Origin of the sequence: Pantoea sp. GbtcB22 (assembly GCF_019091025.1) — a bacterium.
Lineage (GTDB): Bacteria > Pseudomonadota > Gammaproteobacteria > Enterobacterales > Enterobacteriaceae > Pantoea > Pantoea leporis.
In genome coordinates, this window is record NZ_JAGXKB010000002.1 from 534861 (window position 1) to 545466 (window position 10606).

General features: G+C 54.3%; 10 protein-coding genes. 7 read left to right on the forward strand and 3 right to left on the reverse strand.

The annotated features are described in order from the left end of the window. Window positions 1–56 precede the first annotated feature (56 nt). A complete protein-coding gene (locus KVT28_RS10275) occupies window positions 57–1277 on the forward strand; it encodes an aromatic amino acid transporter (protein WP_217548177.1) in 1221 nt (406 codons plus the stop codon). Between the two features lie 40 nt (window positions 1278–1317). Here KVT28_RS10275 and otnK read toward each other — a convergent pair whose 3' ends face one another. Both otnK and KVT28_RS10285 read right to left on the reverse strand, forming a co-directional pair. Then, the gene (gene otnK, locus KVT28_RS10280) at window positions 1318–2598 is read right to left on the reverse strand and encodes a 3-oxo-tetronate kinase (RefSeq protein WP_217548179.1); all 1281 of its coding nucleotides are present in this window, start codon (window positions 2596–2598) and stop codon (window positions 1318–1320) included. Then, on the reverse strand, window positions 2592–3257 hold the full coding sequence (locus KVT28_RS10285) for an aspartate/glutamate racemase family protein (protein ID WP_217548544.1): 666 nt from the start codon (window positions 3255–3257) through the stop codon (window positions 2592–2594). Before KVT28_RS10285 ends, otnK begins: the two co-directional genes overlap by 7 nt. Window positions 3258–3462: 205 nt before the next feature. Here KVT28_RS10285 and KVT28_RS10290 point away from each other — a divergent pair, with 205 nt between their 5' ends. Then, window positions 3463–4710 (forward strand): alpha-hydroxy acid oxidase, encoded by a 1248-nt coding sequence (locus KVT28_RS10290; protein WP_217548181.1) that lies wholly within the window; start codon window positions 3463–3465, stop codon window positions 4708–4710. Between the two features lie 2 nt (window positions 4711–4712). After that, a complete protein-coding gene (locus tag KVT28_RS10295) occupies window positions 4713–5402 on the forward strand; it encodes a substrate-binding domain-containing protein (RefSeq protein ID WP_217548183.1) in 690 nt (229 codons plus the stop codon). Here the strand turns inward: KVT28_RS10295 and KVT28_RS10300 are convergent. After that, window positions 5399–6433, reverse strand: a complete 1035-nt coding sequence (locus KVT28_RS10300; RefSeq protein WP_101761468.1) for a LacI family DNA-binding transcriptional regulator — start codon at window positions 6431–6433, stop codon at window positions 5399–5401. The genes KVT28_RS10295 and KVT28_RS10300 overlap by 4 nt on opposite strands. Before the next feature lie 263 nt (window positions 6434–6696). On the opposite strand from KVT28_RS10300, the gene KVT28_RS10305 reads away from it, so the two are divergent. The 4 genes from KVT28_RS10305 to KVT28_RS10320 are packed head-to-tail and all read left to right on the forward strand — an operon-like array spanning window position 6697 to window position 10591. Next, window positions 6697–8004, forward strand: coding sequence for an MFS transporter (locus KVT28_RS10305; protein ID WP_110866923.1), 1308 nt, complete (start codon window positions 6697–6699; stop codon window positions 8002–8004). 13 nt (window positions 8005–8017) lie between these two features. Then, window positions 8018–8656, forward strand: coding sequence for an aldolase (locus KVT28_RS10310; RefSeq protein WP_061719469.1), 639 nt, complete (start codon window positions 8018–8020; stop codon window positions 8654–8656). Between the two features lie 36 nt (window positions 8657–8692). Continuing rightward, the gene (locus KVT28_RS10315; protein ID WP_217548186.1) at window positions 8693–9841 is read left to right on the forward strand and encodes a beta-propeller fold lactonase family protein; all 1149 of its coding nucleotides are present in this window, start codon (window positions 8693–8695) and stop codon (window positions 9839–9841) included. Between the two features lie 42 nt (window positions 9842–9883). Further along, window positions 9884–10591, forward strand: coding sequence for a hypothetical protein (locus KVT28_RS10320; RefSeq protein ID WP_217548188.1), 708 nt, complete (start codon window positions 9884–9886; stop codon window positions 10589–10591). Window positions 10592–10606 lie beyond the last annotated feature (15 nt).

The following is a 10606-nucleotide window of genomic DNA, read 5'->3' on the forward strand; positions in this document are numbered from 1 at the left end:
TCAGCGTTTTCCCGTGTATCATCGCCGCCTTTAAGATGTTTTGTAGGGAATAAGTGATGACGGAGATGACATTGTCCCGCCGCCAGCCTTCCGTATGGTGGGGCGCGATGATTATTTGCGGCACCGTGGTGGGCGCAGGGATGTTTACGCTGCCGGTGGTGATGGCGGGCGCGTGGTTTGGCTGGGCGATGATGTTACTGCTGATCAGCTGGGGCGGCATGTTGCTGTCCGGCTTGTTGTTTATGCGCGTCAGCCTCACGTATCCGCCGGGCGCGGGTTACGACACCTTAACCAAAGATTTGCTTGGACGCGGCTGGGCGGCACTGAACGGCCTCAGCATCTTATTCGTCCTTGGCATCCTGACATACGCCTACATTTCAGCCAGCGGCCCGGTCTATCAGCACTCAATCAGTCAGTTGGGATTACCGATCTCAACTGCAGAAGCCAAGGTGTTGCTGACGTTGTGCGTCGCCGTCGTCGTTTGGCTCGGTACGACGGGCGTCAGTCGCTTGATGACCTTCTGCGTGCTGGCGAAAATTCTGCTGTTGATCGTGCTGTTTGGCGGCCTTCTGACGCAGGTGAAGGTGCCGTCGTTACTGAGCGGACCCGCTGCCGGTGAACGTTACTGGCCTTATGCACTCGGCGTGTTGCCGTTTTGTCTCGCTTCGTTTGGATACCACGGCAACATCACCGGTCTGGTGAATTATTACGGCGGTAATAAGCAAAACATCACGCGGGCTTTGGTGTTGGGAACGCTGCTGTCGCTGGCGTTGTATCTGTTTTGGCTAACCAGCACCATGGGAAATCTACCGCGCGACGCGTTTCCTGAGATTGTGAAGCAGGGCGGCGATATCGCTGCGCTGATGGAGGCGCTGCGTGCGCATCTGAACGTCAATGCGTTGGCGCTGATGATGTCGATCTTCTCGCATTTTGCCGTGATTGCCTCATTCCTTGGCGTCACCGCCGGTCTGTTTGATTTCATCGCCGATCGTCTGGGATTCGCGAATTCACCCGGCGCACGCCTGAAAACCGCCAGCCTGACTTTCCTGCCGCCGTTACTCGCCTCGATTTGGTGGCCAAATGGCTTTGTCGCCGCGATTGGTTTTGCCGGACTGTTTGCCACCTTGTGGGCGGTGATCATCCCCGCGCTGCTGGCATGGAAATCTCAGCAACGCTGTTCGCTGGCAGTGGTTTTTCTGTTGGTGTTTGGCGCGATGAATATATTGGCCTGGCTGTTGAGCTGGTTTGGGGTGTTACCGGAATTTGGTGGCCGTTAGAGTGAGAAGAAGACAACGTCAGCGCGACGTTGTCTTCAATTTAATGCGTAGAACCGGCTAATACGTTAAGGGCATGCGAGAAGAAGTCGCGTCGACCAAAATTCCCCGATTTAAGCGCCAGCGCCAGCGGCCGCTCGCCCTGAGCAAACAGGGCGGGCACGCCAGGATCGATTTCACTTCCAACCTGCAGCGAACCCAAATTTAACGCGCTGACCACCGCGCCCGAAGTTTCTCCGCCGCCAACCACTAAACGCTGAATGCCCGCTTCAAGCACCAACTTGCGTGCCGTATCGCCAAATAAGCGATCAAGTCGCTGCGAGATGTTGTGTTGGCCAAACTGCTGCTGTGCTTGCTTCACCGTTGCCGGATCGCCTGAGGAATAGATCAGCGGGCAACGGTCCTGATGGGTGAGGATGAAATCCACGAGATCGTCAGCATCAATACGTTCCGCCATCACATCCTCAATCTCAATGGCCAGCACCGCATGCTGTTTTTGGTGTTCCTCTATTTGTCCGCGCGTCGCACCTGAACAACTGCCAACTAAAATGGCGCTGGAACCTTTAATGGCAGGAAACTTACTGTTATTACCTTGTGCTTTACCGGCGCTGATAAAGTTGTGCGGCAGGGCAAGCGCGATGCCCGATCCACCACTGATCAACTTCTCTCCTGCAGCGGCGATGCCGATCAGCGTTAAATCGTGATCGCTGAGGGCATCCACCACCACCAATTGCGTTTCCTCATCTGTTTGGTCTTGCAGTATCTCGCGCAGTGCTTCACTGCCTCGCACCACTTGCTGCCAGCCAATGTGGCTGACGCGCGTTTTCGCCTGGCGCGCCAGCAAACGGCGGATGTCCGCATCCTTCATTGGCGTCAGAGGATGATGCTCCATGCCTGATTCATTCAGCGGACGGTCATGCACAAACAAATTGCCCTGATAAAGCGTACGGCCCATCGCGGGAAATGCCGGGCAGACAATCACATTGCGCGCCGCTAATCGCTGAGCCAGCGCATCGAGTACCGGACCAATGTTGCCGGCATCGGTCGAGTCGAAGGTCGAGCAATATTTAAACACGATCTGCGCACAGCCTTGCTGCAACAGCCATTCACAAGCAGCCAGCGATTGTTGAACGGCTTCCTGTGCTGGCAAAGAGCGTGATTTCAAAGCAATGACGCCTGCTTCCACCTGTTCCTCGGCAGGCTGTTGCGGTATGCCAAGATATTGCGTCGTGCGCAATCCGCCTTCGCCCAGCAATCCTTTCGACAGCGTAACGGCGATATCGCTGGCACCGGTAAAATCATCGGCGATGACCCCAATCAGCATGATGAGCCTCCAATCGCTAACTGCATTTTTTTTACCGCGGCATGCGGTGCCGTTAACACCGGAATCGAGACTTTTTCACGCACGGCGTCGGCGGCGCGCGAGGTGGAGAAGTGAGCCAGCATAATTACATCGCAGTGACTTAACTGCGGCGCGAACTCTGCGACCAGACGATTGTGGCTGGCGACGTCACCTTTACGCAGCAGGTCAATGGCATCCGGAACCAGCACGCTTTCCAGCGTTGCGGATGAACCAATCTGTTCGGCATAGTGATAAAACTCATCGCACATCGTCACTAATGACGGACCAAAGGTCGCCAGCATGCCGATACGTTCGCCTTGCTGCAGCGCAGCCTCGAACATCGCTTCATTCGGTTTCAGCACCGGCACCGGCAACGCCGCAGAGAGTTCATCAATCGCCGGGCCAAAAGCTGAACAGGTCACCAGAATTCCTTGCGCATTCATCGCATAGCCGTAGCGGCCAAAAGCAACAAAGCGCTCAATCAACTGGCGCGAAAGCTGTTCCTCTTTAGCGCGATCCAGCGTCAAACCATCATCCAGCAAATTCACCACTTCAGCCTCTGGCCAAAGATCGTTAAAGGCTTCCTGAATAGGGGGCATCGCCACCGGCGTGGCATGCAGTAAAACTATGCGTTGGCTCATCATTTTCTCCGACACTAGCGATACACAAGTGAATTACAGCACACCATACCTGAGGCGAAATGAAAATGTAAGGGCTTACATTTGTCTTGATAAGGTGATGCTCGTCACACAAAAAAACTGCGTATCTGTCAGGATAGAAATGAATGCATTCGTCTGAATGCCTATTTTGAAATCGCTTACTTTTAGCTAACCCTGAGAACGCACTATGACCATTCGTGGAGAAACCACCGCTATTAACGTTAACGTGACACCCGAAGCGCAGGTGCGCCCTGCGAATACGGTGCCGCGCCATTTTCGTGATCTGCTGGCGCTGGAAGATTTTGAACGCCATGCGCGTAAGCGGTTGCCGAATATGATTTATCAGTATGTGAAAGGCGGCGTGGAAACCGGCAGAGGACTTGCTGCCGCGCATGAAGCTTATCAGCAATATGTCTTTGTACCGCGTATGTTCCGCGATGTTTCGGGCCGCGATCAGCGGGTGAATTTATTGGGCCATGACTGGGCGCATCCCTTCGGTGTGGCTCCGCTTGGTGGCGCGTCGTTTGTCAGCTATCGCGCGGACTTAATGCTGGCGAAAGCCGCACGGGCCATGAATGTGCCGATGATCCTGAGCGCCTCATCACTGATTCCGCTGGAAGAGGTGATCGCCGCTAATCCGGACGCCTGGTTTCAGGCCTATCTGGCGGGCGATCAACCGCGCATCGATCGATTAGTCGATCGCGTTGAACACGCAGGCTATAAAACGCTGGTGGTGACCGGTGATACGCCGATGCTGGGTAATCGTGAACACAATACCCGCAGCGGCTTCAGCATGCCGATAAAAATCACGCCGAAAGTGATGTGGCAAAGCGCCATGAGTCCGCGCTGGCTGCTGGGCACGGTGGCGCAAACCTTCCTGCGTCATGGTGCGCCGCACTTCGAAAATACCGATGCTGAACGCGGCCCGCCGATGATGTCGAGCAAAGTGCGTAACACCAATGCACGCGACAAACTGAGCTGGAAGCACGTTGAAGCGATCCGTAAAAAATGGAAAGGCAATCTGGTAATTAAAGGGCTGATGTCGCCGGATGATGCCTTCATCGCGCGTGATCTTGGCGCCGATGCGGTGATTCTCTCCAACCACGGCGGCCGTCAGCTGGATCACACGGTGCCACCGCTGCATACGCTCGCTGAAATCGCGGCGGCGAAGGGCAATATGAAGGTAATTATTGATAGCGGCATCCGTCGTGGCACCGATGTGATGAAAGCCATGGCGCTGGGCGCGGACTTCGTATTTCTTGGTCGTCCATTCCTGTATGGCGCGGTGATTGGCGCTCAGGCGGGCATTGAACATGCCATGCATATCCTGCGGGATGAAATCGATCGTGATTTAGCGCTGATAGGCGTGACACGGCCTGAGCAACTTAATGCTGCGCTGCTGCGTCGCGCTCCCTTTTTCGCACGCGAGGATTAATCATGGCGTTAACGATTTATAGCGCGCTCGCACTGAGCGCGCCGTTTAACACGCTGGTTGCCCAATGGCAGTCGCAACATCCCGATATACCGCTGGCGATACGCTGGCATCCCAGCACCATCATCGAAAAAGAGCTCAACGCCGGCGCCGAAGCGGATGTGGTGATCGCTACGGTTGAGACGCTAGACCGCCTGACACAATCGGGTTTGGCGGAAGCGGGCACGCGCATCGAACTGGTCGATTCTCCCATCGGAATTGCGGTGCGGGCGGGCGCTGCACAGCCTGATATCAGCAATCGCGAAACGTTGATTCAGACTTTGTTGGCTGCGCGTTCGGTGGCCTGGTCAGAAGCCGGAGCCAGCGGTGTCTGGTTCTCGCAATTGTTGAAACAACTCAACATTGATACGGAACTGCGCGCGCGTGGCACGGTGATTCCTGCTGGTTTCACCGCCGAGCAACTGGTGCAGGGCAACGCTGACCTGGCAGTACAGCAGATCAGCGAATTGCTGATGGTGGAGGGCATTGATGTTATTGGACCGCTGCCAGCGGGTACGCAGCAGGCGATTTCGCTCTCGGCTGCGGTGTTAAGCCACGCCCAACAACCGGAACGGGCGCAGGCATTTCTGGGCTGGCTGAAAACGCCGTCAGTCACGGACGTGTTCAACCGTTTTGGCATGGACAGGCGCGATTAGCGTTCCTGACGGGGCACCGAGCCGCTGCTGCCCCGGACAATCAACTCGGTACTTATCTGCGTCTGCGTTTGCGCAGGTAAGTTATTCAGCGTGTTCAATAAATAGTGCGCCGCGTGTTCACCAATCGAGGCTAAATCCACGCGCATGGTGGTCAGCGGATGCTCAAGATGCTCGGCGTATTCATAGTCGTTGAAGCCCACGATGGAGATATCATTCGGAATGCGCAGATAACGCTCGCTCGCCGCGCGCATGGCACCAAACGCCAGCAGATCGTTCCCGCAGATGATGGCGGTGGGCGGCTGCGGCGCATCGAGTAAACGAAACACCGCTCTGCGCGCATCATTCATGGTGAAGGCGTTATCAATTAAATGCGTATCCGGCAGCGTCAATCCATACTGCTGCAGGGCGCGGCGCGTACCGTTCAGACGTTCTGAAATACGATCGTTCGAAGGCGGCGTGCCGACAATCACCGCAAAGCGCTGATGCCCTAATCCCAGCAAATGCTGCGCCAGGGTTTCAGCCGCACCCTCGCTGTCATAACCGACACAAGGTCTTTCTCTGTCTTGCGAAAAGGTCTGCACGCAGGCGATATCCTGCTGAATGATGCGCTCCCACAGTTTTGGATGATGGGTATTGCCCACCAGCATCAAACCATCGATACCGTACTCAATCAGCTTATTGACTTCTTTCAGCTCGGTTTCCGGATCAAAGTTGGAGTTGGCCAATAGCAGCGTGTAGCCGGCTTCATGAATCAGTTGCTGAAACGCCGCCAGCGGACGCGAAAAGGTTTCTGTCGCCAGCGTGGGGACCACCGCGCCAATTGTCATGCTGCGTCGCGAGGCAAGGGTGCGCGCGGCGCGGTTAATCACATATCCCAACTCCTCGCAGGCCTTTTCCACCGCTTCACGGCGTGACGCTTTGACCGTGGTGCTGCCGTTCAATACGCGTGAAACCGTCGCCGTTGAAACGCCAGAGAGACGCGCAACATCATCCAGTGAAACGCGGCCAGATCCATTTTGCTTCTCACTCATCAAGTCACTCCTGCAGAAAGAGTGAGCTTGCCCACAAAAATTGCAGACAACTCACAATCAATTTTGAAAGCGCTTACTTTTGGCTTGACTGAATTTTGTAATCGCTTACTTTTGACATCATGTTATCAGTTTGGGTGTGCCTGCTCACGTTTTTTTAACAGGTTCGCGAACTGTCACCCCCAAATTTAACCCCAACGCGGGCTGCAGCCGCTCTACGGCCGCAGAACCTCGTTAACCCTATATAAATCATAAAGGAATTCACCATGCGCAGATATCCACGAATTCGCTGGCTGATGATCGTGTTCTGCTTTTTTGCCATCGCAATCAATTACATCGATCGTATCAACCTCGCGATCGCCGCACCGCACATCAAAGCAGATTTAGGCCTCGATGACACCAGCATGGGACTGATTCTGGGCGCCTTCTTCTGGACCTATGCGCTGATGCAAATTCCGGCCGGACGTCTACTCGATCGTCTTGGAGCGCGTGCCGGACTGGCCATCGCCGTCGGATGGTGGTCGTTGTTTACGGTGTTTACCTCGTTTGGTAAAGGGTTCACTTCTCTTTTTGCGGCGCGCTTAGCATTAGGCCTGGGCGAAGCAGGGGGAAATCCGGGCTGTGTCAAAGTGGTTTACAGCTGGTTCCCGAAAAAACAGCGTGCAACGGCCAGCGGGATCTTTGATGCCGGTCCGCGTGCTGGCAGTGCGCTGGCGCTGCCGCTGGTTGCCTGGCTGATCAGCGTGTGGGATTGGGAAACGTCCTTCATCGTGACTGGCGCATTAGGACTGATTTGGGTGGTGATCTGGTTAGTCTTCTATCGTGAGCCTGAAGAGATGAAAGGCCTTGATGAAACTGAGCGGCAAAATCTGCTGGAAGATCGTGCTTTGCCCACCACGCAGGCCGACGCCAAAGTTGAACTGTGGTCACTGTTCCGCCATCGCAACGTGTGGGGAATGATGATTGGTTTCTTCTGCATGAACTTCGCTACCTATTTCTTTGTGACCTGGTTCCCAACCTATCTGACTGTGGCACATGGCTTCTCGCTGAAAGAATTGGGGACGCTGGGTGCGATCCCTGCGCTGATGGGGATTCCGGGAAGTCTACTTGGCGGGATTGTGTCGGATACCCTGTATCGCAAAGGATTTAGCCTGACGGCGGCGCGTAAAACTTGTCTTATCAGCGGCATGTTGCTTTCCAGCGTGATTGCTTTCGCCGCATTCACCGACAGCATTACGGTGATCCTGACGCTGTTTTCCATCACTTACGCCGGTTTAGCTTTTACCGCCGCCAACATTTGGACGCTGCCAGCCGACGTTGCGCCCGCCAGTAATTATGTGGCCACGCTGGGCGGCATTCAGAACTTTGCCGGTAACCTGGCCGGGATTGTTACGGCTTCCTTCACAGGCTTAATGCTGAGCCTTAGTCACGGGTCATTTGTGGTGCCGTTGCTGGTCGCGGGTGGCATCTGTGTGCTGGGTGCACTGACCTTTATGTTTGTGCTCGGCAAGCTGGAGCCATTACCGATTAGCTCCAAATCTGATGCCAACGTCATTGCCACCGCCAATCAATAACAGGAGAAACCACATGCAAAACGAACAGTCCTTACGAGAAGAGATTTGCCAGGTGGGAGCCGATCTGTTTAACCGCGGCTATACCACCGGCACCGCGGGAAACATCAGCGCTCGGCTGGAAGATGGCTGGCTGATTACGCCAACCGATGCTTGTTTGGGACATCTGGAGCCCGGCCGGATTGCCAAGGTTAATCGCGCCGGTGAATGGGTTTCGGGCGACAAGCCATCGAAGACTCTGCTGTTACATCGCCAGATTTATGATCGCAACCCGGAGGCGCACGGCGTGGTGCACACCCATTCGACGCATCTGGTGCAACTGACGTTAGCGGGTGTGTGGCAGCGCGACAGCATTTTACCGCCGCTGACGCCGTATCAGGTGATGAAAGTCGGTCGGATTCCGTTAATCGACTATCGCCGCCCAGGCCATGCCGATGTGGCTGCGCAGGTGGCTGAACTGGCCAATGACGTGCGAGGCGTGATGCTGGAGAGACTTGGCCCGGTGATGTGGGGCAAATCCGTTTCAGCGGTAAGCTTTGCCCTTGAAGAGCTGGAAGAAACCGCGCGCCTTTGGCTGAACTGCGTGGATAAGCCCGCCGCGCTGCCAGAACAAGCCGTATTGGAGCTGTGCGAACACTTTAATACGCGCTGGTAACACCCGCATTGTTCCCTACAAAAACGAGATCCAAAGATGAAAAAGACGGTAATAGCCGCAGGCATGATCCTTTTTGCATCAACGGTATTGGCGCAGGAGAAATCCTTTGTCTACGTATCCAACGGCGACAGCGGCACGGTGACGGCCTACGAGCTGCAAAAGGCACAGCGCCAGCTGAAACCGATTGGCGAATATCCCAGCGGCCTGAAAAGTATGCCGATGGTGGTTTCGCAGGATAACAAGACACTTTATGTCTCCGTTCGCAGTAAGCCTTACCATGTTTCGGCCTGGCATATTCAACCTGACGGCTCACTGCAGCATTTTGCGGATACGCCGCTGCCAGAGGCGATGGCGTATGTCGCGCTGGATAAGAGCGGGAAATTCCTGCTTTCATCTTCTTACGGCGGCGATCTGTTTAGCATCAATCGCATTGCCGCGGATGGTAAAGTTGAGAGTGCGCCGGTGCAGGTGGTGCATACCGGAAAACGTGCACATTCCATTCAGACCGATCCCAGCAACCAGTTTCTCTATGTACCGCTGCTGGGTGCCGATCAACTGCTGCAGTACCGTTTCGATAGCCACAGCGGAACCGTCACGGCGAACACGCCAGCGTTTGTGAATATTCAACGCGAGTCGGCAACCGGACCGCGTCATTTCACCTTTGCACCGCAACGGGATGAGAAAGGTGAGCAGAATCTCTATTTGCTGACCGAAATGGCCGGCAACATCTCCCGCCTGACTTTGAACAAGGATGGCACCCTGACGGAACATGAAGCGACACCGTCACTCGATCCGGCCATTGCCGCCAACATGCAGCGTGGCGAAGCGCGACCACTGACCGGCGATGATGATTTGCCAAAATCCGCCAAACCGCGTTTATGGCAAGCCGATATTCATATCACGCCGAATGGACGTTTCCTTTATTCCACCGAACGCACCAGCAGTCATATTACTGCGTTTCATGTATCACCGATCGATGGTCGATTGACGTTGATTAATAGCACGCCAACAGAAACTCAGCCGCGTGGATTTGCTATTGATAATTCCGGGCGCTATTTAATTGAATCCGGTCAGAAGTCGACACAAATCTCGCTCTATTCCATAGATCAAACCACTGGCAAACTGACATTAATTGAGCGCGTCCCCACCGGCAAGGGCGCTAATTGGGTCACTATCGTTGAGTAAATTTCTGTTCTACTTAATTCATTCGTAAGAAAAGGAGTGTTTATGTCGACTATTCGCAAAACATTATTCAGCACATTATTATGCTCAACGCTGTTAAGCGTTGGATTACCGACACTGGCGGCTGATAAAGGGGTTGCCACCGATCTGGAACCACTGCACCACGTCATTCTGGAAAATAAATATGTCACAGTGATGCGCGTATTAATTCAACCTGGACAATCGACGCTATTTCATGAGCAGCATCTGGATTATGTTAATACCCACATTGAGGGTAGCCCGGTCAAAATAGAATATCCCGACAAGCCGGTTAACATAACAGAAATGAAAAGTGGCAATGTTAAATTCGGTGAGCATCAAGGAAAATCGGATACGGATAAGGTCACCAATACCGGAAATAACGTCAATCATCAGGTGGCGTTCGAAATTAACATCCCAGGCCCGCAACATTTCGGTAACGCTTCCCGGCCTGCCAATGCCGCATTTAGTCAGGTGCTGGATAAGAAAACCGTGAGAGGCTGGAAGGTCACGCTTAAGCCTGGCGCCAGTACCGGCGAATATACGCAACACGGGCCTGGCGTGCGCGTGTTCTTCACCGAAGGGCGGGTACTGATTGCCGATCAAACTCATACCAATCGGGTAAAAGAAGTTTGGGTACATCCCGGCGATGCCTTTTTAACCGAGCCAGGTAAAGTCGATATAACGGCCGCAAGTGGCGAGAATATTATCTTCAATGATTATGAATTGTTATAGCACTGTTTGTATTTT

Bases quoted from the DNA above. Each gene is read 5' to 3' on its own strand.
- KVT28_RS10310 (WP_061719469.1), top strand. From the start codon at position 8,018: ATGCAAAACGAACAGTCCTTACGAGAAGAGATTTGCCAGGTGGGAGCC.
- KVT28_RS10290 (WP_217548181.1), top strand. From the start codon at position 3,463: ATGACCATTCGTGGAGAAACCACCGCTATTAACGTTAACGTGACACCC.
- otnK (WP_217548179.1), bottom strand. From the start codon at position 2,598: ATGCTGATTGGGGTCATCGCCGATGATTTTACCGGTGCCAGCGATATC.
- KVT28_RS10275 (WP_217548177.1), top strand. From the start codon at position 57: ATGACGGAGATGACATTGTCCCGCCGCCAGCCTTCCGTATGGTGGGGC.
- KVT28_RS10320 (WP_217548188.1), top strand. From the start codon at position 9,884: ATGTCGACTATTCGCAAAACATTATTCAGCACATTATTATGCTCAACG.
- KVT28_RS10315 (WP_217548186.1), top strand. From the start codon at position 8,693: ATGAAAAAGACGGTAATAGCCGCAGGCATGATCCTTTTTGCATCAACG.
- KVT28_RS10295 (WP_217548183.1), top strand. From the start codon at position 4,713: ATGGCGTTAACGATTTATAGCGCGCTCGCACTGAGCGCGCCGTTTAAC.
- KVT28_RS10305 (WP_110866923.1), top strand. From the start codon at position 6,697: ATGCGCAGATATCCACGAATTCGCTGGCTGATGATCGTGTTCTGCTTT.
- KVT28_RS10285 (WP_217548544.1), bottom strand. From the start codon at position 3,257: ATGAGCCAACGCATAGTTTTACTGCATGCCACGCCGGTGGCGATGCCC.
- KVT28_RS10300 (WP_101761468.1), bottom strand. From the start codon at position 6,433: ATGAGTGAGAAGCAAAATGGATCTGGCCGCGTTTCACTGGATGATGTT.